Origin of the sequence: Streptomyces sp. NPDC006332, from assembly GCF_040612855.1 — a bacterium.
Classification (GTDB): Bacteria; Actinomycetota; Actinomycetes; order Streptomycetales; family Streptomycetaceae; genus Streptomyces.
Genome location: NZ_JBEXRA010000014.1, coordinates 130,245 through 151,678, shown reverse-complemented (window position 1 = coordinate 151,678; position 21,434 = coordinate 130,245). Strand labels below are relative to the sequence as shown.

Below are 21,434 nucleotides of genomic sequence, written 5' to 3'. Positions count from 1 at the left end.
ATGAAACCCCCGGAGCCCGCTGAAACCCGGGCGACAGCCCCGACAACCGGACGGTCCCCGCAGACCGCGACGCTCGCCGAGATCGCCCGAGAGGCCGGCGTTTCGGCGCCGACAGTTTCGAAGGTCCTCAACGGCCGCGCCGATGTGGCCCCGGCCACCCGCAGCCGGGTGGAGGGGCTGCTGCGCGCCCACGGCTACCGGCGCCGCCGTGCCGAGGCGAGCCGTTCGCCCCTGATCGACCTGGTCTTCCACGAGCTGGAGAGCGCCTGGGCGATGGAGGTCATCCGGGGCGTGGAGAACGTGGCCCGGGAGGCCGGGCTGAGCGTGGTGCTGAGCGAGAGCGCCGGACGGCTCACCCCCGGACGGACCTGGGCCGACCAGGTCGCCGCCCGCCGCCCGCACGGCGTGATCCTGGTGCTGAGCGGCCTCGACGAGTCCCAGCGCGCTCTGCTCAACAGCCGGTCCATCCCGTTCGTCGTGATGGACCCGGCCGGTGACCCGGGCGCCGACGTGCCCTCGATCGGCGCCACCAACTGGCAGGGCGGGCTCGCCGCCACCCGGCATCTGGTCGAACTCGGGCACACCCGCGTCGGCGCGATCAGCGGGCCGTCCCGGATGATGTGCAGCCGCGCCCGGATCGACGGCTACCGGGCGGCTCTGGAGACCGCCGGGCTGCCGGTGGACCCGGAGCTGATCGCGGCCGGCGACTTCCACCACGAGGCCGGCTACCGGCGGGGACTGGAACTGCTGCGCCGCCCGGACCGGCCGACCGCCGTCTTCGCCGGCAACGACCTCCAGGCGCTCGGGCTGTACGAGGCCGCGCGCGAACTGGGGCTCAGGATCCCGGAGGACCTCAGCGTGGTCGGCTTCGACGACCTGCCGGTGGCGCCCTGGGTGGGGCCCCCGCTGACGACCGTACGGCAGCCGCTGACCGAGATGGCGGAGGCGGCCGCGAAGCTGGTCCTGGAGCTCGGGCGGGCGCAGGGTGCTCCCGCCGCGACCCGGGTGGAGCTGGCGACGAGCCTGGTGGTGCGGGCCAGCACGGGGCCGCCCGCGGGGGTGTAGCGGGACCACTCCGAAGCCAGTCGGTTGCCCGACCGAAAGTTTCGGAAGTCCAGACGGGGTCCATGGTGAGAAGTGTGAGATTTTCCGAAGAAAACCGCCGAGTGCCGCCGTTCCTAACAACCCCCTAATAATTCGGACGTACGTTCTTCCCCGTGACGGGAGACGACGCGAACGACGGGGCCGGGGACGCGGGCAGACCAAGAGGCCGGCGGTCGACAGCGCTCAGGGCCGCCGGTCTCACCCTGACGGGAGCGCTGGTGCTGGGCATCGCGGCGGCCGGCTGGGCGTACTGGCATCTCAACAGCAACATCAAGAGCGTCGACATCAACAGCGCGCTCGGCGCGGACCGTCCGCCCAGGGCGGTGACGGCACCGCCCGGGGCCACCGCCTCCCCGCTGCCCACCGGATCCCTGAACATCCTGGTCCTGGGATCGGACTCGCGCAGCGGCAAGGAGAACCAGGCGCTCGGCGGCGGGAACAGCGAGGGCGCCCGGTCCGACACGGCGATGGTCGTGCACCTGGACGCGGGCCGGACGAAGGCCACCGTGGTCAGCATCCCGCGCGACACGCTCGTCACCCGGCCCTCCTGTCCGTTGCCGTCGGGCGGGTCGACGGCGGTGGCGTACAACGCGATGTTCAACAGCGCGTACTCGGTGGGCGGCCCGGCGTGCGCGGTGAAGACGGTCGAATCCCTCACCGACGTCCGCATGGACCACTACATCGAGATCGACTTCTCGGGTTTCACGAAGCTGGTGAACGCCCTCGGCGGCGTCACGGTCACCACGGACGAGGACATCGCGGACGACGACAGCCATCTGACCCTGAAGGCGGGCACCCACCACCTCGACGGCAAGCAGGCCCTCGCCCTCGCCCGCACCCGGCACGGCATCGGGGACGGCAGCGACCTCGGCCGCATAGGTCTCCAGCAGAAGCTGGTGAAGTCCCTGCTGGAGCAGATCGCCGCGACCGACCTGCTCACCGACCCAACGGAGCTGTACCAGGTCGCCGACTCGGTCACCGCCAGCCTCACCACCGACACCGGTCTGGACTCGCTGACCGAGCTGATCAGCCTCGGCCAGAGCCTGAAGGGCCTGTCCGCCGGCCAGGTGCGGACGGTGACCATGCCGGTCGTGCCCGCACCCTCGGACCCCAACCGGGTGGTCGCCGAGCAGCCGGAGGCGAGCGACCTGTGGAAGTCGCTGCGGTGACCGGAAAAAAATCCCCGGAGAATTTCCGCGCCCGTGTCGATCCCGGCGTCTTCCGATCGACGCAGGGGTGAGAGGCCGGGAACGACCCGGCCCGTACGGCACGAGGAGTCACCATGCCGCGCTACCTGTCGCTGGTACAGATCGACGAGAAGACCGCGCCCGCCGAGGGCCCCAGCCCCGAGCTGATGCAGCGGATGGGCGAGCTGATCGAGGAGGTCACCAAGGCCGGCGTGATGCTGGACACCCAGGGGCTGGCGCCGTCCGCGCAGGGCACCCGGGTGCGCTGGGAGGGCGGACAGCTGTCCGTCACGGACGGGCCGTTCACCGAGACCAAGGAGGTCGTGGGCGGCTACGCGATCATGCAGTGCAAGGACAAGGCCGAGGCCATCGAGTGGACCAAGCGGTTCCTGAAGGTGCACGAGGAACACTGGACGGTGACCTGCGAGGTGCGGGAGATCGCGGAGGGCTGAGGGGGCCTTTCACTAGGCCCGCCCGGGCCCGGCGGCTTGGCCGGGCGGGCGTGCGGGTGTCGAATGGAGGGCTGTGACCACACAGCCCTCCGCCGACGCGCGCGGCACCATCGAGACCGTCTTCCGCATGGAGTCCCCGCGCATCATCGCCGGCGTCGCCCGTATCGTCCGGGACATCGGCATCGCCGAGGAGATCGCCCAGGACGCGCTGGTCGCGGCCCTGGAGCAGTGGCCGCGGGAGGGCGTCCCCGACAACCCGGGCGCCTGGCTGACGGTCACCGCACGACGCCGGGCCGTCGACCTGATCCGCCGCCGGGAGAACTACGCCCGCAAGCTGGCCGAGATCGGCCGGGACCTGTCGGACGTGGCACCGCCCCAGGAGCCCGCCGACCCCGACGACATCGACGACGATCTGCTCCGGCTGGTCTTCACCGCCTGCCACCCGGTGCTGTCCGCCGAGGCCCGCACCGCCCTCACCCTGCGGCTGCTCGGCGGCCTGACCACGCCCGAGATCGCCCGCGCGTTCCTGGTCCCGGAGGCCACGGTCGCGCAACGCATCGTCCGGGCCAAGCGCACCCTGGCCACCAAGAACGTCGCCTTCGAGGTTCCGTACGGCCCCGACCGGGAGGCCCGCCTCGGCTCCGTGCTCGACGTCATCTACCTGATCTACAACGAGGGGTACGCGGCCACCGCCGGAGACGACTGGCTGCGTCCGGGCCTGTGCGAGGACGCCCTGCGGCTGGCCCGCGTGCTGTCCGGCCTGATGCCGAAGGAGCCCGAGGTCCACGGTCTGACCGCGCTGCTGGAGTTCCAGACGTCCCGCGCGGCCGCCCGCACCGGCCCGTCCGGTGAGCCGGTGCTCCTCAGGGACCAGAACCGCAGCCGCTGGAACCGTATGCTCATCGCCCGCGGCATCACCGCCCTCGGCCGCGCCGACACCCATGCCACCGGCGCCCCGGGCCCCTACGCCCTCCAAGCCACCATCGCCGCCTGCCACGCGATCGCGGGCTCCTACGAGGAGACCGACTGGCCCAGGATCGCCACCCTGTACGGCCTGCTCGCCGCCCGCGCCCCCTCCCCGGTCGTCGAACTCAACCGCGCGGTCGCCGTGTCGATGGCGGACGGACCGGGCCCGGCCCTGGAGATCGTCGACACGCTCGCCGCCGAACCCGCGCTGCGCGACTACCACTTGCTCCCGAGCGTGCGCGGGGATCTGCTGCTGCGGCTGGGCCGCCGCGAGGAGGCGCGGGCGGCGTTCGAACGGGCGGCGGAACTGACCCACAACGAACGGGAACGGGAGTTGCTGCTGCGGAGGGCGGCCGAGGCGTCCTGAGCCCTTCTCAGACGGGATGCCCGAGGAGCATCGTGGGAGCTCCCGCGACCCGGGTCAGGAACACCGTCGCCGAGTTCGGCCCGTGCTGCTTGGGGAGGGCCTTCCTGCGCAGTTCCTCCGGCTCGACCGCCGACCCCCGCTTCTTCACGGTCAGCACGCCGACCTCGCGTTGCCGCAGCAGGGCCTTCAACTTCTTCACGCCGAACGGGAGTTGATCGGTGATCTCATAAGCGGACGCGTACGGGGTGGGGCGCCGCTCGTCGGCCGTGACGTAGGCGATCGTCGGGTCGATCAGCCCGCCTCCCAGGTCCTCGGCGACCTCGGCGACCAGGTGGGCGCGGATGACGGCGCCGTCGGGCTCGTACAGGTACCGGCCGACCGGGCGGACCTCGGGGTCGGGCAGACCGCGGGAGAGCAGGGTGCGGGGCCCCGGCAGCAGCGTGGCCCGGACGGCGCCCGGCTCGGCGCCGAACCACAGCACGGCCTCCTTCACGTCTCCGCCGTCCGAGACCCACTCGGCCTCCGCCGCGGCGGGGACGGCCTCGTGCGGGATGCCCGGGGCCACCTTCAGGCCCGCGTACGGAGCCTTCAGCGCGGCCCGCACGGCCCACGACAGGGGCGGCGAGTACGCCTCCGGGTCGAAGATCCGGCCGCGCTTGGAGGAACGCCGGGCCGGGTCGACGAACACCGCCTCGTACCCCGCCGTGTCGACCTCCGTCACGTCCGCCTCGCGCACCTCGATCAGGTCGGCGAGGCCGAGCGCGTCGGCGTTCGCGCGGGCCACGGCACAGGTCAGGGGGTCCCGGTCGACGGCCAGGACGCGGATCCCGGCCCGCGCGAAGGCGATGGCGTCCCCACCGATCCCGCAGCACAGGTCGGCGACGGACCGCACCCCCCGCGCCCGGAAACACCCGGCCCGGTACGCCGCCACGCTCGCCCGGGTCGACTGCTCGACCCCGTTCGGGGTGAAGAACATCCGCCCGGCGTCCTCGGCCCCGAACTTCGCCGCCGCCCGCTGCCGCAACCGGGCCTGCCCGAGCGCCGCCGACACCAGCGCGGCGGGATGGTCGCGGCGCAGCCGGGTGGCGACGGCGAGTTCGTCGGCGGGGGCGGTGTCGCGTACTTCGTCGAGGAGGGCGCGGCCCTCGGGGGCGAGGAGGGGAGCGAGGTCGTTCACCCGTTCATTGTGAGCCAGTCGGTGGACGGTCCGCCCCCGGCGGCGACGTCACCCCGGGTTCACGGCGGTGGCCTGCGAGGATCCGGCACCATGCCAAGGGGTCGTACACACCAGCCACACCCTCCACCAGCCCTGCCTGCCTGGGCTGTCGTACGCCCGCCGGACGTGTGAGATCCGCGGCATGCGGGACGTGACGGAGGAGCGGTACGGCGAGGGGCACGCCGTGAGCCGGCCCGAGGGCCGGCGGTGAGGCGGTGGGCGCCGACGGCCGGAGTCCTGGCGCTGTGTCTGCTCGCCGGCTGCGCCCAGTCCGTCGACCCCATCGAACGGCTCGGGAAGAAGGCGGCCCAGCGGGTCGGCCCGCACGGCTCCGCTTCGGCGGGGCGGCCCGCGTACCGCCGCTGGGGACTGGCGGGCCCCCTGCCGTCCGCCCCACGGCCACCCGCCCGGCCCGCCGCCCCGCACGCCGCGGGCCCGGGCCTCGCACCCGTGGTGGACCGCGTCCGCACGACCGACCGGGTCGTCTTCCTGACCTACGACGACGGCGCCGAGCGGGACCCGCGCTTCATCGACCTGGTCCGCGAACTGCGGCTGCCGGTCAGCATGTTCCTCACGGACAGCGTCGTCGGACCGGGGTACGGCCACTTCGCGCGCCTGAAGGCGGTCGGCGCGAGCATCCAGAACCACACCCTCGACCACGCCGCCCTGCGCGGTCTGCCCTACGCCGGCCAGCGCGCCGAGATCTGCGGCCAGCAGGACAAACTCAGGTCCCGCTTCGGCGTCCGCCCGCACCTGTTCCGCCCGCCCTACGGCACGTACGACACGACGACCCTGCGCGCGGCCACCGACTGCGCGGTCACGGCGGTCGTCCTGTGGCGGGCGTCCATGGACGGCGAGCGGCTGACCTTCGCGAAGGGCGAGAGCCGGTTGCGCCCGGGGGACATCGTGTCGGTGGCCTCGGGTGAGTCCGCGGCCCGGTCGCCGAGGGAGCGCACGGTACGGCTGCTGCGGGAGATCCAGGGGGCGGGTCTGACGGTGGGGCGGCTGGAGGACTACCTGTAAGGGAGCAGGGGAGTCCGGGCGGCGTCTGCTCCGTTCGCGGGCCCGCTGGAAGATGAACGCCGGACGAAATCCGCGCCGCGCGCCGACCGGATTGGCACTCCGCTTGACCGAGTGCTAATCGCGGTCATAGTCTCGGACCTGGCACTCCCCCCTGGAGAGTGCCAACTAGCGACGGGCAGGTCCGGCACCCGCGACGACGGATCCACCTGGTCGCCACCTCAGACAGTTAACCCCGTGAGATCTCCGAAGGGGGAGGTCGGATCGTGACGACCACCAGCTCCAAGGTTGCCATCAAGCCGCTCGAGGACCGCATTGTGGTCCAGCCGCTCGACGCTGAGCAGACCACCGCCTCTGGCCTGGTCATTCCGGACACCGCCAAGGAGAAGCCCCAGGAGGGCGTCGTCCTGGCCGTCGGTCCGGGCCGCTTCGAGAACGGCGAGCGTCTTCCGCTCGACGTCAAGACCGGCGACATCGTGCTGTACAGCAAGTACGGCGGCACCGAGGTGAAGTACAACGGCGAGGAGTACCTCGTCCTCTCGGCTCGCGACGTGCTCGCGATCATCGAGAAGTAGTTCACCTCGCTTCGCCTCACCGCGAAGCACCTTGCATTGAGCTGCGCCCCTGGCCCCCCGCGATCACTAATGAGCCGGGCGCCGGGGGCGCGGCTAATTTCACCTAGATTTCCGAGAGGGCTCACGCTCCCATGGCGAAGATCCTGAAGTTCGACGAGGACGCCCGTCGCGCCCTCGAGCGCGGCGTCAACAAGCTCGCTGACACGGTCAAGGTGACGATCGGCCCCAAGGGCCGCAACGTCGTCATCGACAAGAAGTTCGGCGCTCCCACCATCACCAACGACGGCGTCACCATCGCCCGTGAGGTCGAGGTCGAGGACCCGTACGAGAACCTCGGCGCCCAGCTGGTGAAGGAGGTGGCGACCAAGACCAACGACATCGCGGGTGACGGCACCACCACCGCCACCGTGCTCGCCCAGGCGCTGGTGCGCGAGGGCCTGAAGAACGTCGCCGCGGGTGCTTCCCCGGCCGCCCTGAAGAAGGGCATCGACGCCGCGGTCAAGGCCGTGTCCGAGGAGCTCCTCGCGACCGCCCGCCCGATCGACGAGAAGTCCGACATCGCCGCCGTCGCCGGTCTGTCCGCCCAGGACAACCAGGTCGGCGAGCTCATCGCCGAGGCGATGGACAAGGTCGGCAAGGACGGCGTCATCACCGTCGAGGAGTCCAACACCTTCGGTCTGGAGCTGGACTTCACCGAGGGCATGGCCTTCGACAAGGGCTACCTGTCGCCGTACTTCGTCACGGACCAGGAGCGCATGGAGGCCGTCCTCGACGACCCGTACATCCTGATCACCCAGGGCAAGATCTCCTCGATCCAGGACCTGCTGCCGCTGCTGGAGAAGGTCATCCAGACCAACTCCTCCAAGCCGCTGCTGATCATCGCCGAGGACGTCGAGGGCGAGGCGCTCTCCACCCTGGTCGTGAACAAGATCCGCGGCACCTTCAACGCGGTCGCGGTCAAGGCTCCCGGCTTCGGTGACCGCCGCAAGGCCATGCTCCAGGACATCTCGATCCTGACCGGCGCCACGGTCGTCGCCGAGGAGGTCGGCCTCAAGCTCGACCAGGTCGGCCTGGACGTGCTGGGCTCCGCCCGCCGTGTCACGATCACCAAGGACGACACCACGATCGTCGACGGCGCCGGCAACTCCGACGACGTCCAGGGCCGCGTCGCCCAGATCAAGTCCGAGATCGAGAACACCGACTCCGACTGGGACCGCGAGAAGCTCCAGGAGCGCCTCGCGAAGCTGGCCGGCGGCGTGTGCGTGATCAAGGTCGGCGCCGCCACCGAGGTGGAGCTGAAGGAGAAGAAGCACCGTCTGGAGGACGCCATCTCCGCGACCCGCGCCGCGGTCGAGGAGGGCATCGTCTCCGGTGGTGGCTCCGCGCTGGTCCACGCCGTCAAGGTCCTCGAGGGCAACCTCGGCAAGACCGGCGACGAGGCCACCGGTGTCGCGGTCGTCCGCAAGGCCGCCGTCGAGCCGCTGCGCTGGATCGCCGAGAACGCCGGCCTGGAGGGCTACGTCATCACGGCCAAGGTCGCCGAGCTCGACAAGGGCCAGGGCTTCAACGCCGCCACCGGTGAGTACGGCGACCTGGTCAAGGCCGGCGTCATCGACCCGGTGAAGGTCACCCGCTCCGCCCTGGAGAACGCCGCCTCCATCGCCTCCCTGCTCCTGACGACCGAGACCCTGGTCGTCGAGAAGAAGGAAGAGGAAGAGCCGGCCGCCGCGGGCCACGGCCACGGCCACGCCCACTGAGGCACCCCGCTCGCAGAGGGCCCCGTTCCGCACCCAGGTGCGGAACGGGGCCCTTCCCCTTCGCGGGTCATTCGCCCGGCCGAGGCGGCCGACTACTTCTCCAACGCGTCCAGCGCACCCAGCTGCTGCATCAGGCCCAGCTGGTCGTGTTGCCACCAGGTCTCCGCGATCTTCCCGTCGGGGGAGAACCGGAACATGGTCGTCCCCGTCATGGTGACCCGCTTCCCGGTGGCGGGAATCCCCAGGAAGTCCGCCTTGTGGGTGGCGTTCCAGGTCCACCGCGCGCAGGCCCTGTCACCCTGGGTGATGAGGTCGTCGACCGTGAACGTGAAGTCGAAGGCGGCCCGCCACATCCGGAACTCGGCACGGGCGGAGTCCAGCCCGATCGTGTCCTGCGGGTGGATCGGATCGCGGCTGTGGATGTCCTCGTCGAGCAGGTCGTTCATCGGCGGCAGATCGCCCGCGGTCGACAGCGTCTCGAAGAACCGCCGTACGTTCGCCGCGTGCAACTGCTCGTCCCGCACGACCTCCAGGTCGGTGAACGTCGGCGTCTCCTCGCACAGGGCGACCATGTCCTGGAAGATCCGGTCGGTCTCCGGCAGCGCGGAGTTGCGCATCGCCTCCTCGTACGAGGGGAACTCCACGATCTCGATGAGGTGCGACGCGTCGGAGCGGTCCTTGGCGACCACCGCGTGCGTCGCGGTCCGCTTTCCCTTGGTCTGCTCGACCCACGTGTCCATCAGCCGGTTCATCTCGTCGAACCGGTCGGTCCTGCAGTCGATGAGCTGTACGAACGTCATGACGCCGCCTCCGGCCCCCCTGGACCCGGTTTCCGTCCCGACCATTCTCCCACCGGAGGGGCGACGCCACCTGCTCACCTACTGGGGCCCGTACTTGCGCCCCGTCTTCGAGCTGATCCCGCCCAGCAGCGACCGCGGAGTGACCTTCACCAACCCCATCAGCGCCTTGTACCGCGGATCCGGGATCGACAACGACTTGCCGCGCGCCAGATCCGCCAGCGCGGCCGCCACCAGCTTGTCCGCGTCCAGCCACATCCAGCCGGGGATGTTGTCCGTCCCCATCCCGGCCCGCTGATGGAACTCGGTGCGCACGAACCCGGGGCACAGCGCCATCAGCCGTACCCCGGTGCCCGCCAGGTCCTTCGCCACGCCCTGGGTGAACTGCACGACCCACGCCTTGGACGCGCCGTACGTCCCGCGCGGCATGAACGCCGCCACCGAGGCGACGTTGACCACACCCCCGCGCCCCCGCTCCCGCATCGCCTCGGTCGCCGCCGACGTCAGCCGCAGCACCGCCTCGCAGTGCACCTTGAGCATGGCCAGCTCGTCCGCCATGGGTACGTCGAGGTAGCGGCCCTTGTTGCCGAAGCCCGCGTTGTTGATCAGCAGGTCGACGGGGTTCTTGCGGTCGCCGAGCCGGTCGGCCACCGCCTCGATGCCGTCGTCCGTCGCGAGGTCGGCGGTGAGGACTCCCGCCTCGATGCCGTGCCGGTCGTGCAGTTCGGTCGCCTGTTCCCGCAGCCGCTTGGTGTCGCGGGCGACCAGGACGAGGTTGTGCCCGTCCGAAGCCAGCCGCCGTGCGAACGCGGCACCGATGCCCGCGGTCGATCCCGTGATGAGAGCCGTTGTCATGACGCAAGGTTAGTGACCCGGGCCGTGCGGCTCGCCCCCGCACAGGGCCTTTGGACGCCTGCGGACCAGGCCGACTGCGTTCTCGTGCGTGACCGTCCCGACTGCCGTCTGCCGGAAATAACTGAGCGCCCGTCAGGGACCTTGAGCGTCCGCGTACTTGGCGGCCTCCGCCAGCACCTCAGGGTGCAGCGCCCGGCCCGCGGGCAGCAGCCGCGGCAGCAGCTCCCGCTCGGTGGTGACCGCGCGGAACTGCAGGGCGACCGTCACGTCGTGCTCCGGCCGGTGCACGATCTCGATCGGATCGCCGGCCTTGATCTCCCCGGGCTGGATCACCCGCAGATACGCGCCCGGCGCGCCCTTGCGCGTGAACCGCTTCACCCAGCCCCGCTCACCCAGGTGCCCCTGGAAGGTTCCGCAGGGTATCCGCCCGCAGGTCACCTCCAGCACCACCTCCGAGCCGATGCGCCAGCGCTCGCCGATCAACGCGCCGGACACGTCGAGGCCCTCGGTGGTGAGGTTCTCGCCGAACGAACCGTGCGGCAGCGTCCGCCCCAGATCCCGCTCCCAGCCGTCGAGGTCCTCGCGCGCCATCGCGTACACCGCCTGGTCGTCGCCGCCGTGATGCGCTCGCTTGCACACCGCGTCCCCGGCCAGCCCGCTGCCGCCGACGCCCTTGGGGCCGGGCGCAGCCACCCGCACGCTCCCCTGGACCGGCCGCTTGTCGATGCCGGTCACACCCTCGGGGTCATCTGTGTACGACACGGCCTTCGGACGGCCAGAATTCACAGACAGAAGCTTCATGACGGCACGGTAAGGGGCGGCCGACAAAAGCGTCGACGCATTATTCGGCATCTGCCCCAAGGCCCGCTTATGCTCGATACCGTGATCGAGGCCCGTCATCTCCGTGTGCTGCGCGCCGTCGCCACCACCGGTTCCTTCTCGGCGGCGGGGCGCGAACTGGGCTGTACCCAGCCCGCCGTCAGTCAGCAGATGAAGGCCCTGGAGGCCTCGGTGGGCACGCCCCTGCTGATCCGCAGCGGACGTGAGATGCGGCTGACCCAGGCCGGCGAGGCCCTGGTGAGGCACGCCGCCGGGATCCTCTCCGGGCTCACCGCGGCCGAGGAGGAGGTCGCCGCGATCGCCGGGCTGCGGGCCGGGCGGGTCCGGCTGGTCTCCTTCCCCAGCGGCAGCTCCACCCTCGTCCCGACGGCCCTGGCCGCCCTGCGCGCCGAACACCCCGGCACCCGCGTCTCGTTGGAGGAGGCCGAGCCGCCCCGGTCCGTCGAGCTCCTGCGCGAGGGCGACTGCGACGTGGCCCTCGCCTTCCGCTACGAGCGGGCCGCCGGCGCGGAGGAGTGGCACGACCTGGTCGTACGGCCCCTGCTCACCGACCGGCTCGTCGCCCTCGTCCCGGAACGGCACCGGCTCGCTCGCGTCGGCACCTCGGGTTCCGTCGCGATCGGAGAGCTGGCCGAGGAGCCGTGGATCGCGGGCTGCCCGCGCTGTCGCGGTCAACTGGTCGAGGTGTGCGAGGGGGCCGGCTTCACGCCCCGCATCGACTTCGCGACCGACGACTACCCGGCCGTGGTGGGTCTGGTGGGCGCGGGGCTCGGCGTCGCCGTCCTGCCCCAGCTGGCCGTCGAGTCGGTACGGCCGCGAGGGGCCCGCGCCGTGTCGCTGGAACCGGCGGTGCGGCGGGAGATCGTCGCGCTCACGCTGCCCGACCTGGCGCACGTGCCGGCGGTGGCGGCGACGCTGGACCACCTGACGCGGGCGGCGGCCCGCCAGCGAGGAGCCCGCCGGGGAGACGTGGAAACGGCCGCCGGAGAAAGGTAAAGGGCACGCTGCGTGAGCGTGCCCGGAGAGCAGAAACGTTCCTTCAAGTGTTCGAAGCGCTGTCCCCGGTGGTCGCCGATGCCGACACCAGCCGGTGGCGCGCCCGACCCATCAACTCCTCGCGCTCGTCCTCGGTCAGCCCGCCCCAGACGCCGTACGGCTCTCTCACCGCCAGCGCGTGCGCCGCGCACTGCGCGCGCACCGGGCACCTCATGCAGACCTCCTTGGCCGAGTTCTCGCGAGCGCTCCGGGCCGCCCCGCGCTCGCCCTCCGGATGGAAGAAGAGCGAGCTGTCCACCCCGCGGCAGGCGGCCAGGAGCTGCCAGTCCCACAGGTCCGCGTTCGGTCCGGGAAGGCGGGAGAAATCTGCCATTGCGTGACCCCTTGCAGCCGTTCTGAGTGGATACGGGTGCCCACTACCGTACGTCTACGATCTAAGGAGATGAAAATATGACACATTGCGAATCTAGCCTCAGACACCAGAAAATGGGAAGAAAAGGGTCTAAATGGGGCATGGGTTGTGATGAAACGTCGCGGGTCCGCCGCGCGTGTCTGCTCTGTGTCCGCGCCCTCACGTAGAGTGCCGAAGATGGCACACGGCCCCGTAACTCTTTCGAGTGACCGTCGTTGAGAGTGCGGAGGCGGTTGAAAACACAAACGCTCGGGCAGGTGTCCGAGTCGGTCGACCGCACAGGTGACGATTTCGTACCAGCCTGGAGGCTCAAGGTGACGTGCATCAGCTGCGGAGGGCGGCCATGACATCCGTCCTCGTCTGCGACGACTCCCCGCTTGCCCGAGAGGCGCTCCGCCGCGCGGTCGCGACCGTGCCCGGCGTCGAGCGCGTGACGACCGCGGCCAACGGTGAGGAAGTCCTCCGCCGGTGGGGCGCCGACCGTTCGGACCTGATTCTGATGGACGTACGCATGCCCGGTCTGGGCGGCGTCGAGACCGTCCGCCGGTTGCTGTCCGCCGACCCCGGTGCGCGCATCATCATGCTCACGGTCGCCGAGGACCTCGACGGTGTGGCCCTCGCGGTCGCCGCCGGTGCCCGCGGCTATCTGCACAAGGACGCGTCCCGCGCCGAGTTGCGCGCGACGGTCACGCAGGCTCTCGCCGACCCGACCTGGCGGCTGGCCCCCCGCCGGCTGCGCTCAGCCGAGATGGGCGCCGCGCCCACGCTCACCGCGCGTGAGATCCAGGTCCTCGAAGGCATGAGCCACGGCCGCTCCAACGCCGAGATCGGCCGCGAGCTGTTCCTCTCCGAGGACACCGTGAAGACGCACGCCCGACGCCTGTTCAAGAAGCTCGGCGCCTCGGACCGGGCGCACGCCGTGGCGCTCGGGTTCCGCTGGGGCCTGGTCCGCTAGGCGCCCCAGTGTGTCGTAGCGGGGGTCGGAAAATCCCCGCCTGCTGCGAGGCGGGCGGGGGCGGCACAGGGGGCGGATCGACGCCCGCTGCTCGTTTCGCCGCGGATGCCGCATCCTTGAGGTGTGGAGTTCCTCGGGGACAAGTCGGTCGAGCGGAACGGGAGGGCGCAGGGGATGAGTTCCGGCGCACCTGCTCATAACGCTTCGGTGCACAACGACCAGCGCGATGCCACGGATCGCACACCGCCAAGGCACCATGGACCGATGCGCGACGACGAGGCGGGCACGGCCCCAGGGGCGATCGGCGGGCTCGTCCATCGCGCCGTGGACGGGGACGAGCAGGCCACGCACGACCTGCTCGCCCATGTCCACCCCCTGGCGTTGCGCTACTGCCGCACCCGTCTGTCCCGCCTTCCGGGTGATGCCCGGCACTTCGTCGAGGACCTCGCCCAGGAGGTCTGTGTCGCGGTGCTGCTGGCCCTGCCGCGCTACCGGGACACCGGCAGACCCTTCGAGGCGTTCGTCTTCGCCATCGCCGCGCACAAGGTCGCCGACCTGCAGCGGGCGGCGATGCGCCACCCCGGCTCGACGGCGGTCCCCTCGGACGAGATGCCCGAGCGGCCGGACGACTCGCTGGGCCCCGAGGAGCGGGCGCTGCTGAGCAGCGACGCCGAGTGGGCCAAGAAACTCCTGGCCAACCTCCCCGAGAACCAGCGCGAGCTGTTGCTGCTGAGGATCGCGGTGGGGTTGACGGCGGAGGAGACGGGTCAGATGTTGGGAATGTCACCCGGTGCGGTCCGGGTGGCCCAGCACAGGGCGCTGAGCAGGCTGCGGGCGCTGGCGGAGCAGTAGCGCCGGTTCGCGCGGTCGGTGAGTGGTTTCCGCAGGCGGCGCGATGGTTTTCCGTTCCTGAATGTTCCCGCCTGTCGGAAGGCGCCCGTCACGCGGGAACGCACCGCCGTGCCTGAACGCACGGAGCGGCGCCTCCGTACGAACATACGAAGCCCGGAGTCACCCGGAACCGTGGAATTCGGGACCGCTGCTTCCCGTTAGCATGGACATCCGCACCGATCAAGGCCATTTGGGGAAGGTGTCATGACTGCAAACGTCGACGGAGTGCCCGGTAAATTCGCGACCCTCGGGCTCACCTACGACGACGTGCTGCTGCTGCCGGGCGCATCCGAAGTGCTCCCCGGCGCGGTCGACACCTCGTCCCGCATCTCCCGCAACGTCCGCGTCAACATCCCCCTGCTCTCGGCGGCGATGGACAAGGTCACCGAGTCCCGGATGGCGATCGCCATGGCCCGTCAGGGCGGCGTCGGCGTCCTGCACCGAAACCTCTCCATCGAGGACCAGGTCAACCAGGTCGACCTCGTGAAGCGCTCCGAGTCCGGCATGGTCACCGACCCGATCACGGTGAACCCCGACGCGACGCTGGCCGAGGCCGACGCTCTGTGCGCCAAGTTCCGCATCAGCGGCGTGCCGGTCACCGACGGCGACGGCAGGCTGCTCGGCATCGTCACCAACCGTGACATGGCCTTCGAGAGCGACCGCTCCCGTCAGGTGCGCGAGGTCATGACGCCGATGCCGCTGGTCACCGGCACCGTCGGCATCTCCGGCTCGGACGCGATGGAGCTGCTGCGCCGCCACAAGATCGAGAAGCTTCCGCTGGTCGACGAGGCGGGTGTCCTCAAGGGCCTCATCACGGTCAAGGACTTCGTGAAGGCCGAGCAGTACCCCAACGCCGCGAAGGACGCCGAGGGCCGGCTGATCGTCGGTGCCGCCGTCGGCGCCAGCCCCGAGGCCCTGGAGCGCGCCCAGGCGCTCGCCGAGGCCGGGGTGGACTTCCTGGTCGTCGACACCTCGCACGGTCACAACAGCAACGCCCTGAGCTGGATGGCGAAGATCAAGTCGGGTGTCGGTGTCGACGTGATCGGCGGCAACGTCGCCACCCGTGACGGCGCGCAGGCGCTGATCGACGCGGGCGTGGACGGCATCAAGGTGGGCGTCGGTCCCGGCTCGATCTGTACCACCCGAGTGGTCGCAGGCATCGGCGTCCCGCAGGTCACCGCCATTTACGAGGCCTCCCTCGCGGCCCGGCCGGCCGGTGTCCCGCTGATTGGTGACGGTGGTCTGCAGTACTCCGGAGACATCGGCAAGGCGCTGGCGGCCGGCGCGGACACGGTCATGCTGGGCAGCCTCCTCGCTGGCTGTGAGGAGTCGCCCGGCGAGCTGCAGTTCATCAACGGCAAGCAGTTCAAGTCGTACCGCGGCATGGGCTCGCTCGGCGCCATGCAGTCCCGGGGCCAGGCCCGGTCGTACTCCAAGGACCGCTACTTCCAGGCCGAGGTGGCCTCCGACGACAAGCTGGTGCCCGAGGGCATCGAGGGCCAGGTGCCCTACCGCGGCCCGCTGGGCAACGTGCTGCACCAGCTCGTCGGCGGTCTGCGCCAGACCATGGGCTACGTGGGCGCCGCCTCCATCGAGGAGATGGAGTCCAAGGGCCGCTTCGTCCGGATCACGTCCGCGGGCCTCAAGGAGAGCCACCCGCACGACATCCAGATGACGGTCGAGGCCCCGAACTACAGCCGCAGCAAGTAGTCACCGGCTTCCGAAGGGCGGCCCCGGGTACTCCGGGGCCGCCCTCGTCGTACCCGTCGGCGATACTGGAAGACGCTGAACGCAGAGGGAAAGGCCACAGACGTGACTGAGATCGAGATCGGGCGCGGCAAGCGCGGCCGCCGGGCGTACGCCTTCGACGACATCGCGGTCGTCCCCAGCCGCCGTACCCGGGACCCGAAGGAGGTCTCGATCGCCTGGCAGATCGACGCCTACCGTTTCGAGCTGCCCTTCCTGGCCGCCCCGATGGACTCGGTCGTCTCCCCGGCCACCGCGATCCGCATCGGTGAGCTCGGCGGCCTCGGCGTGCTCAACCTCGAGGGCCTGTGGACGCGGTACGAGGACCCGCAGCCGCTGCTCGACGAGATCGCCGAGCTGGACGTGGACGCCGCGACCCGTCGCCTCCAGGAGATCTACGCCGCTCCCATCAAGGAGGAGCTGATCGGGCAGCGCATCAAGGAGGTGCGTGACTCGGGCGTGGTCACCGCGGCCGCGCTCTCCCCGCAGCGCACGGCCCAGTTCTCCAAGGCCGTGGTCGACGCGGGCGTGGACATCTTCGTCATCCGCGGTACGACGGTCTCCGCGGAGCACGTGTCGGGTTCGCACGAGCCGCTGAACCTGAAGCAGTTCATCTACGAGCTCGACGTCCCGGTGATCGTCGGCGGCTGCGCCACGTACACCGCGGCCCTGCACCTGATGCGCACCGGCGCGGCGGGTGTGCTGGTCGGCTTCGGCGGCGGCGCCGCGCACACCACGCGCAACGTGCTGGGCATCCAGGTCCCGATGGCGACCGCGGTCGCGGACGTGGCGGCGGCCCGCCGTGACTACATGGACGAGTCCGGCGGCCGGTATGTGCATGTGATCGCGGACGGTGGTGTCGGCTGGTCCGGCGACCTGCCCAAGGCGATCGCCTGCGGCGCCGACGCGGTGATGATGGGCTCCCCGCTCGCCCGCGCGACCGACGCGCCCGGCAAGGGCCACCACTGGGGCATGGAGGCCGTCAACGAGGAGCTGCCGCGCGGCAAGAAGGTCGACCTCGGCACGGTCGGCACCATCGAGGAGGTCCTGGCCGGCCCGTCGCACACCCCGGACGGTTCGATGAACTTCTTCGGAGCCCTGCGCCGCGCGATGGCCACCACCGGCTACAGCGAGCTGAAGGAGTTCCAGCGCGTCGAGGTGACGGTGGCGGACTCGGTGCACCGGCGGTAGCGGGTACGACGTGGAAGGGGCCGCCCACCAGCCGGTGGGCGGCCCCTTCCGTGCGCGCCCCTGCGAGGCGGCCGTCCCTACAAGGCGGCCTTCTTCGCGCCGGAGAACGCGGCGAACGCGCCGATGGCGAAGAACACGAAGGTCATCGCGTCGGCGGTCTCCTTCCAGCCGGAGGTCACCAGGTCGAAGTGCTCGGTGATCATGGTGCTCAAGGACACCTTGGCCACGTCGGCCATGATCATCGCGACGCCGATGAGCTGGCCCACGTAGACCGCGCCCAGGGAGAGCAGGGCGCTCACGACGGGCAGCACCGGGTTGGAGCCGCCGAGCTTGCCCGCGGCGAGACCGATGAGGAAGCCGACGCCGACGGCCGCGTAGCCGATCTCGCGCTCGGTGGCGCCGATGATCGCGCCGTAGATGCCGGCGGTGACCAGAGCCGCGACGACGGCGACGATCAGGCCGAGGGCGACGTTGCCGCTCCGGGCCGGGGCGAACGGCGCGGGGGGAGGCGGCACGGCGCCCGGCTGCTGCGCGAAGGGGTTGCCGTCGGTCGGCTGCTGCGCGAACGGGTTGCCGTCGGTCGGCTGAGGCTGAGGCGCGGTGCCGGGCTGCTGGGCGTACGGGTTGCCGTCGGCGGGCGGCGGCGGAGCTGACTGGGCCATGACAGAGATCCCCCCATGTCCCTCGCGGGACCGGTGAACGAGCGGCGTGGTGTGTGCACGAATGTGCGACAAAATCCGTGCACATGTGCGACGGATCGCCGAAGAGTAGCAGGCAATCCCGCCCGATACACCGGTATATCCGCCCTCAGATCCGGTGGGCCGCCCCCGTCGGTGTCGCCCCACGGGTGTCCAGCAGCAACTGGGCCTTCACCGACAGGCCCTGGAGGTCGTACGTCCGGTGCTGTTGGAGCAGGATCGTCAGATCGGCGTCGGCGGCGGCCTCGTAGAGGGAGTCCGCGCGCGGGACCGGGCGGTCCAGGACGCTCCACGACGGGACGTGCGGGTCGTGGTAACTCACGGACGCGCCCAACTCCATCAGCCGGACCGCGACTTCATGGGCGGGCGTGCTCTGCCGGTCGGCGAGGTCGGGCTTGTAGGTGACGCCGAGCAGCAGCACCCGGGCGCCGCGTGCGGACTTGCCGTGCTCGTTGAGGAGGGTCGCGGCGCGCTGGATGACGTAGCGGGGCATGTGGCCGTTGACCTGCTGGGCGAGCTCGACCATGCGCAGGGTGCGGCCCGAGTGGCTGCCGGCCAGGTCCTGCGGGAGGGCGTGGCCGCCGACGCCGGGCCCGGGGCGGAAGGCCTGGAAGCCGAACGGCTTGGTCTCCGCGCAGCGGATGACGTCCCACAGGTCCACCCCGAGGTCGTGACAGAGCACGGCCATCTCGTTGACGAGGGCGATGTTCACGTGCCGGTAGTTGGTCTCCAGGACCTGCACCGTCTCCGCCTCACGCGGGCCCCGGGCGCGTACCACCTTGTCGGTGAGGCGGCCGTAGAAGGCGGCGGCCGACTCGGTGCAGGCGGGGGTGAGGCCGCCGATCACCTTCGGGGTGTTGGCGGGGGTGAAGTCGCGGTTGCCGGGGTCGACGCGGCTGGGGGAGTAGGCGAGGTGGAAGTCGCGGCCCGCGCGCAGCCCGGACCCCTCTTCGAGGAGCGGGCGCAGGACGTCCTCGGTGGTGCCGGGGCGTACGGGCGATTCCAGGATCACCGTGGTGTGCGGGCGCAACCGCGCGGCCAGCGCGCGGGCGGCCGACTCCACCTGGCTCAGATCGACCCCGCCGTCCGCGCCCCGCGAGGTGGGGACGCAGATGACCGCCGTGCGCACCCGGCCGAGCTCGGCCGGACTGGTCGCGTGGCGGAAACCCCCGGAGAGCATCCGGCGCAGTTCCGCGGGGCTGAGGGAGTCGGGCTCGGGTCCGGTCCGGTAGCCGAGGGTGGAGATGCCGGCGGCGACGGCGGCCTGGGCCAGGGGCAGTCCGTAGGGGCCGAGTCCGATGACGGCGAGATCGGCGGGCATGGCGTGGGCCGTCCTTCCCAGTAGCCGAAGCGGGACAGGTGCGCAAGCCCGGTGGACAGGATGGGCCAGAGCAATGTCAGACTAGGAGTAAATATGACCGATTTGCGGGATTGATTACGTGTGTCTTCCCGCAGGTCTGTGGGTGTCACCCCGGGTGTCCGTGAAGGTTGTCCACAGGCTGGGGGTGAGCGGTGGCTGGACCGGGGCAAGCCGGTCAGAATTTGGGCATGGGGGAGGGCACGGGGGATACGACCGGGCGACTCCGTCGGGGTGAGACCGGCACGACCACAGCGGGAGGCAGCGGTGAGGACAGCGACCCTGGGGCCGGCGCAACGCGCCGAGTCACTGGCATCAATGGCCGAGCGCGAACTGGACGTGTTGGTGGTGGGGGCGGGCGTGGTCGGAGCGGGCACCGCTCTCGACGCCGTGACCCGCGGACTGTCCACGGGCCTGGTCGAGGCGCGTGACTGGGCGGCGGGCACGTCCAGCAGGTCCAGCAAGCTGCTGCACGGCGGTCTGCGCTATCTGGAGATGCTCGACTTCGCGCTGGTCCGGGAGGCGCTGAAGGAACGCGGTCTGCTGCTGGAGCGGCTCGCCCCGCACCTGGCGAAACCGGTGCCGTTCCTCTACCCCCTGAAGCACAAGGGCTGGGAGCGGCTGTACGCCGGCTCGGGTGTCGCGCTCTACGACGCCATGTCGATGGCCCGCGGACACGGCCGGGGCCTGCCCATGCACCGCCACCTCAGTCGCCGCCACGCTCTGCGCGTGGCGCCCGCCCTGAAGAAGGACGCGCTGGTGGGAGCGTTGCAGTACTACGACGCGCAGGTGGACGACGCCCGCTTCGTGGCCACCCTGGTGCGCACGGCGGCGGCGTACGGCGCGAAGACCGCCAACCGCGCGCGGGTGAGCGACTTCCTGCGCGAGGGTGAGCGCGTGGTGGGCGCCCGGGTGCAGGACGTCGAGGGGGGCGGGGAGTACGAGATCCGCGCCAAGCAGATCGTCAACGCCACGGGTGTGTGGACCGACGACACCCAGGCGATGGTGGGCGAGCGCGGTCAGTTCCACGTCCGGGCGTCCAAGGGCATCCACCTGGTCGTGCCCAAGGACCGCATCCACTCCACGACCGGGCTGATCCTGCGCACCGAGAAGTCCGTCCTGTTCGTCATCCCCTGGGGCCGGCACTGGATCATCGGCACCACGGACACCGACTGGGACCTCGACAAGGCGCACCCCGCCGCGTCCAGCGCCGACATCGACTATTTGCTGGAGCACGTGAACTCCGTTCTCGCCCTCCCGCTGACCAGGGACGACGTCCAGGGTGTGTACGCCGGCCTCAGGCCCCTGCTGGCCGGCGAGTCGGACGCCACCAGCAAACTGTCGCGTGAACACACCGTGGCGCATCCGGTGCCGGGCCTCGTCGTCGTGGCGGGCGGCAAGTACACGACCTACCGGGTGATGGCCAAGGACGCCGTGGACGAGGCGGTGCACGGCCTCGACATGCGGGTCGCCGACTGCGTGACGGAGGAGGTACCGCTGCTCGGGGCGGAGGGGTATCGCGCCCTGTGGAACGCGCGGGCGCGGATTGCCGCCCGCACCGGTCTGCACGTGGTCCGCGTGGAGCACCTGCTGAACCGGTACGGCGCGATGACGGAGGAGATCCTCGACCTGATCGCCGCCGACACCTCGCTGGGCGAACCCCTGCAGGGCGCCGACGACTACCTGCGGGCCGAGGTCGTGTACGCCGCCTCGCACGAGGGCGCGCGGCACCTGGACGACGTAATGACCCGGCGCACCCGCATCTCCATCGAGACCTTCGACCGGGGCACCCGCTGCGCCCGCGAGAGCGCCGAACTGATGGCGCCGGTGCTCGGTTGGGACAGTGAACGCATCGACCGGGAGGTCGAGCACTACGAGAAGCGGGTGGAGGCCGAGCGGGAGTCGCAGCGCCAGCCCGACGACCTGACGGCGGACGCGGCGCGGGTCGGGGCGCCGGACATCGTCCCCAATTGAAGGTTTTTGACGGGGGGCCGGTGGCGGGGACGCCCCGGGCCGCTCGGTGGCCCCGGTGTGCCCAGGGGCACCCTGGGC

At 71.0% G+C, this 21,434-nt stretch carries 20 protein-coding genes; 13 read left to right on the top strand and 7 right to left on the bottom strand.

Going from position 1 to position 21,434, the window contains the following annotated elements; translation table 11 throughout:
- The 4 genes from ABZ027_RS15685 (at nucleotide 1) to ABZ027_RS15670 (ending at nucleotide 4,076) form a co-directional block, all read left to right on the top strand.
- Complete coding sequence (locus ABZ027_RS15685) at nucleotides 1-1,065, top strand: LacI family DNA-binding transcriptional regulator (RefSeq protein WP_356768407.1); 1,065 nt, start codon at nucleotides 1-3, stop codon at nucleotides 1,063-1,065.
- A 152-nt stretch (nucleotides 1,066-1,217) separates the two neighbouring features.
- On the top strand, nucleotides 1,218-2,273 hold the full coding sequence (locus tag ABZ027_RS15680; RefSeq protein WP_356768405.1) for an LCP family protein: 1,056 nt from the start codon (nucleotides 1,218-1,220) through the stop codon (nucleotides 2,271-2,273).
- Between the two features lie 113 nt (nucleotides 2,274-2,386).
- A complete protein-coding gene (locus tag ABZ027_RS15675; RefSeq protein WP_356768403.1) occupies nucleotides 2,387-2,743 on the top strand; it encodes a YciI family protein in 357 nt (118 codons plus the stop codon).
- A 127-nt stretch (nucleotides 2,744-2,870) separates the two neighbouring features.
- Complete coding sequence (locus ABZ027_RS15670) at nucleotides 2,871-4,076, top strand: sigma-70 family RNA polymerase sigma factor (protein WP_356768469.1); 1,206 nt, start codon at nucleotides 2,871-2,873, stop codon at nucleotides 4,074-4,076.
- 7 nt (nucleotides 4,077-4,083) lie between these two features.
- Here ABZ027_RS15670 and ABZ027_RS15665 read toward each other — a convergent pair whose 3' ends face one another.
- Nucleotides 4,084-5,253: a methyltransferase domain-containing protein gene (locus ABZ027_RS15665; protein ID WP_356768401.1), complete on the bottom strand. Its 1,170-nt coding sequence runs from the start codon at nucleotides 5,251-5,253 to the stop codon at nucleotides 4,084-4,086.
- A gap of 246 nt (nucleotides 5,254-5,499) precedes the next feature.
- Here ABZ027_RS15665 and ABZ027_RS15660 point away from each other — a divergent pair, with 246 nt between their 5' ends.
- The 3 genes from ABZ027_RS15660 (at nucleotide 5,500) to groL (ending at nucleotide 8,644) form a co-directional block, all read left to right on the top strand.
- On the top strand, nucleotides 5,500-6,315 hold the full coding sequence (locus ABZ027_RS15660) for a polysaccharide deacetylase family protein (RefSeq protein ID WP_356768399.1): 816 nt from the start codon (nucleotides 5,500-5,502) through the stop codon (nucleotides 6,313-6,315).
- 263 nt (nucleotides 6,316-6,578) lie between these two features.
- Nucleotides 6,579-6,887: a co-chaperone GroES gene (gene groES, locus ABZ027_RS15655; RefSeq protein ID WP_003998759.1), complete on the top strand. Its 309-nt coding sequence runs from the start codon at nucleotides 6,579-6,581 to the stop codon at nucleotides 6,885-6,887.
- Nucleotides 6,888-7,018: 131 nt separating this feature from the next.
- The gene (gene groL, locus ABZ027_RS15650; RefSeq protein ID WP_356768397.1) at nucleotides 7,019-8,644 is read left to right on the top strand and encodes a chaperonin GroEL; all 1,626 of its coding nucleotides are present in this window, start codon (nucleotides 7,019-7,021) and stop codon (nucleotides 8,642-8,644) included.
- 92 nt (nucleotides 8,645-8,736) lie between these two features.
- Here the strand turns inward: groL and ABZ027_RS15645 are convergent, their stop codons facing one another.
- The 3 genes from ABZ027_RS15645 to ABZ027_RS15635 all read right to left on the bottom strand — a co-directional run bounded on the left by ABZ027_RS15645 (nucleotide 8,737) and on the right by ABZ027_RS15635 (nucleotide 11,097).
- Nucleotides 8,737-9,444, bottom strand: a complete 708-nt coding sequence (locus tag ABZ027_RS15645) for an ester cyclase (protein WP_356768395.1) — start codon at nucleotides 9,442-9,444, stop codon at nucleotides 8,737-8,739.
- 78 nt (nucleotides 9,445-9,522) lie between these two features.
- Nucleotides 9,523-10,296 carry an SDR family oxidoreductase gene (locus tag ABZ027_RS15640; RefSeq protein ID WP_356768393.1) on the bottom strand — a complete coding sequence of 258 codons (774 nt, stop codon included), beginning with the start codon at nucleotides 10,294-10,296 and terminating at the stop codon, nucleotides 9,523-9,525.
- A gap of 132 nt (nucleotides 10,297-10,428) precedes the next feature.
- Nucleotides 10,429-11,097 (bottom strand): MOSC domain-containing protein, encoded by a 669-nt coding sequence (locus tag ABZ027_RS15635; RefSeq protein WP_356768391.1) that lies wholly within the window; start codon nucleotides 11,095-11,097, stop codon nucleotides 10,429-10,431.
- Nucleotides 11,098-11,178: 81 nt separating this feature from the next.
- Between ABZ027_RS15635 and ABZ027_RS15630 the strand changes: the two genes are divergently transcribed.
- Nucleotides 11,179-12,132, top strand: coding sequence for a LysR family transcriptional regulator (locus tag ABZ027_RS15630; RefSeq protein WP_356768389.1), 954 nt, complete (start codon nucleotides 11,179-11,181; stop codon nucleotides 12,130-12,132).
- Between the two features lie 43 nt (nucleotides 12,133-12,175).
- Here the strand turns inward: ABZ027_RS15630 and ABZ027_RS15625 are convergent, their stop codons facing one another.
- Nucleotides 12,176-12,505: a WhiB family transcriptional regulator gene (locus tag ABZ027_RS15625; RefSeq protein ID WP_356768387.1), complete on the bottom strand. Its 330-nt coding sequence runs from the start codon at nucleotides 12,503-12,505 to the stop codon at nucleotides 12,176-12,178.
- 382 nt (nucleotides 12,506-12,887) lie between these two features.
- Here ABZ027_RS15625 and ABZ027_RS15620 point away from each other — a divergent pair, with 382 nt between their 5' ends.
- From ABZ027_RS15620 to ABZ027_RS15605, 4 genes are all read left to right on the top strand, one after another.
- Nucleotides 12,888-13,499: a response regulator transcription factor gene (locus tag ABZ027_RS15620; RefSeq protein WP_003948568.1), complete on the top strand. Its 612-nt coding sequence runs from the start codon at nucleotides 12,888-12,890 to the stop codon at nucleotides 13,497-13,499.
- A gap of 264 nt (nucleotides 13,500-13,763) precedes the next feature.
- Nucleotides 13,764-14,351 carry a sigma-70 family RNA polymerase sigma factor gene (locus tag ABZ027_RS15615; protein ID WP_053754091.1) on the top strand — a complete coding sequence of 196 codons (588 nt, stop codon included), beginning with the start codon at nucleotides 13,764-13,766 and terminating at the stop codon, nucleotides 14,349-14,351.
- Nucleotides 14,352-14,594: 243 nt separating this feature from the next.
- Complete coding sequence (gene guaB / locus ABZ027_RS15610) at nucleotides 14,595-16,100, top strand: IMP dehydrogenase (RefSeq protein ID WP_356768385.1); 1,506 nt, start codon at nucleotides 14,595-14,597, stop codon at nucleotides 16,098-16,100.
- 102 nt (nucleotides 16,101-16,202) lie between these two features.
- Nucleotides 16,203-17,327 carry a GuaB3 family IMP dehydrogenase-related protein gene (locus tag ABZ027_RS15605; RefSeq protein WP_356768383.1) on the top strand — a complete coding sequence of 375 codons (1,125 nt, stop codon included), beginning with the start codon at nucleotides 16,203-16,205 and terminating at the stop codon, nucleotides 17,325-17,327.
- A gap of 77 nt (nucleotides 17,328-17,404) precedes the next feature.
- On the opposite strand, the gene ABZ027_RS15600 is transcribed toward ABZ027_RS15605, so the two are convergent.
- Nucleotides 17,405-17,989, bottom strand: coding sequence for a hypothetical protein (locus tag ABZ027_RS15600; protein ID WP_356768381.1), 585 nt, complete (start codon nucleotides 17,987-17,989; stop codon nucleotides 17,405-17,407).
- Between the two features lie 145 nt (nucleotides 17,990-18,134).
- On the bottom strand, nucleotides 18,135-19,346 hold the full coding sequence (locus ABZ027_RS15595) for a nucleotide sugar dehydrogenase (protein ID WP_356768379.1): 1,212 nt from the start codon (nucleotides 19,344-19,346) through the stop codon (nucleotides 18,135-18,137).
- Nucleotides 19,347-19,649: 303 nt separating this feature from the next.
- Between ABZ027_RS15595 and ABZ027_RS15590 the strand changes: the two genes are divergently transcribed.
- Nucleotides 19,650-21,356, top strand: a complete 1,707-nt coding sequence (locus tag ABZ027_RS15590) for a glycerol-3-phosphate dehydrogenase/oxidase (protein WP_356768377.1) — start codon at nucleotides 19,650-19,652, stop codon at nucleotides 21,354-21,356.
- Nucleotides 21,357-21,434: the final 78 nt, after the last annotated feature.

Coding starts and splice junctions, on each gene's coding strand:
- ABZ027_RS15615 (WP_053754091.1), top strand. CDS start 13,764: ATGCGCGACGACGAGGCGGGCACGGCCCCAGGGGCGATCGGCGGGCTC.
- ABZ027_RS15685 (WP_356768407.1), top strand. CDS start 1: ATGAAACCCCCGGAGCCCGCTGAAACCCGGGCGACAGCCCCGACAACC.
- ABZ027_RS15625 (WP_356768387.1), bottom strand. CDS start 12,505: ATGGCAGATTTCTCCCGCCTTCCCGGACCGAACGCGGACCTGTGGGAC.
- ABZ027_RS15675 (WP_356768403.1), top strand. CDS start 2,387: ATGCCGCGCTACCTGTCGCTGGTACAGATCGACGAGAAGACCGCGCCC.
- ABZ027_RS15645 (WP_356768395.1), bottom strand. CDS start 9,444: ATGACGTTCGTACAGCTCATCGACTGCAGGACCGACCGGTTCGACGAG.
- ABZ027_RS15620 (WP_003948568.1), top strand. CDS start 12,888: ATGACATCCGTCCTCGTCTGCGACGACTCCCCGCTTGCCCGAGAGGCG.
- ABZ027_RS15670 (WP_356768469.1), top strand. CDS start 2,871: ATGGAGTCCCCGCGCATCATCGCCGGCGTCGCCCGTATCGTCCGGGAC.
- ABZ027_RS15640 (WP_356768393.1), bottom strand. CDS start 10,296: ATGACAACGGCTCTCATCACGGGATCGACCGCGGGCATCGGTGCCGCG.
- groL (WP_356768397.1), top strand. CDS start 7,019: ATGGCGAAGATCCTGAAGTTCGACGAGGACGCCCGTCGCGCCCTCGAG.
- ABZ027_RS15635 (WP_356768391.1), bottom strand. CDS start 11,097: ATGAAGCTTCTGTCTGTGAATTCTGGCCGTCCGAAGGCCGTGTCGTAC.
- ABZ027_RS15600 (WP_356768381.1), bottom strand. CDS start 17,989: ATGGCCCAGTCAGCTCCGCCGCCGCCCGCCGACGGCAACCCGTACGCC.
- ABZ027_RS15595 (WP_356768379.1), bottom strand. CDS start 19,346: ATGCCCGCCGATCTCGCCGTCATCGGACTCGGCCCCTACGGACTGCCC.
- guaB (WP_356768385.1), top strand. CDS start 14,595: ATGACTGCAAACGTCGACGGAGTGCCCGGTAAATTCGCGACCCTCGGG.